This window comes from Lysinibacillus sp. GbtcB16 (genome assembly GCF_019091145.1).
GTDB lineage: Bacteria > Bacillota > Bacilli > Bacillales_A > Planococcaceae > Lysinibacillus > Lysinibacillus fusiformis.
This window is the reverse complement of sequence record NZ_JAGXJV010000084.1, coordinates 1-719: the sequence shown is the minus strand read 5'-3', so window position 1 is coordinate 719 and position 719 is coordinate 1. Positions and strand designations below refer to the sequence as shown.

The 719-nt window shown below is 35.2% G+C and carries 1 protein-coding gene; it reads left to right on the top strand.

Annotation, left to right across the window (positions count from 1 at the left end; translation table 11 throughout):
- Positions 1-104: 104 nt before the first annotated feature.
- A partial coding sequence (locus KVT27_RS23395; RefSeq protein ID WP_369009667.1) for a LolA family protein occupies positions 105-719 on the top strand: 615 nt, incomplete at its 3' end.

The following is a 719-nucleotide window of genomic DNA, read 5'->3' as shown; positions in this document are numbered from 1 at the left end:
TTAGCCAATAAATTTAAATATATTGCCTTTTCTACAAATGACATAACTGACAAATACGGTTCATATATTGTCGTAGTGGATTTGAAAGAAGAAAGGGTGAAAGCGTGGGCAACCGAATAGTTAAATGGCTCGTCTTATTTTGTACGATATTACTTCTGTCGGCATGTGGTACAGCCTCACAGGAAAAAGTGTTGAAGAAAGTGAATGGTAAATGGGGAGAGACAAATGGCTATGAATTAAATGCTACGATGGAGATCAAATCTGGTGGGGAGCCTAGAAATTATAATGTAACAGTATGGCATACTAAACCTGATTTCTATCGTGTAGAAGTTATGGAAAGTGGAAAAGATGTTTCTCAAATGATTGTGCGTAATGCGGATGGCGTATTTGTTGTAACACCAACATTAAACAAAATGTATAAATTCCAAAGTGATTGGCCTAAGAAGAATAGTCAAGCATATCTAATAGGAGCTCTTGCAGAAGATTTAGCAGAAGATAAAAATCTTGTCATGAAAGAGGAAGAGAAAGCATATATATTTGAAGCGGCTACTAGAAATAGCTATAAAAATAGTATGCCTCATCAGGTGATTACAGTAGATAAGAAAACTTTACTACCAACCTCTGTTGTCATTATGAATGATGTGAAAGAAGAACAAATTCGAATTACATTTAAGAAAATTAAACTAGGTGTGCAGCATGCTGCCAAAGAGAATGCAGTT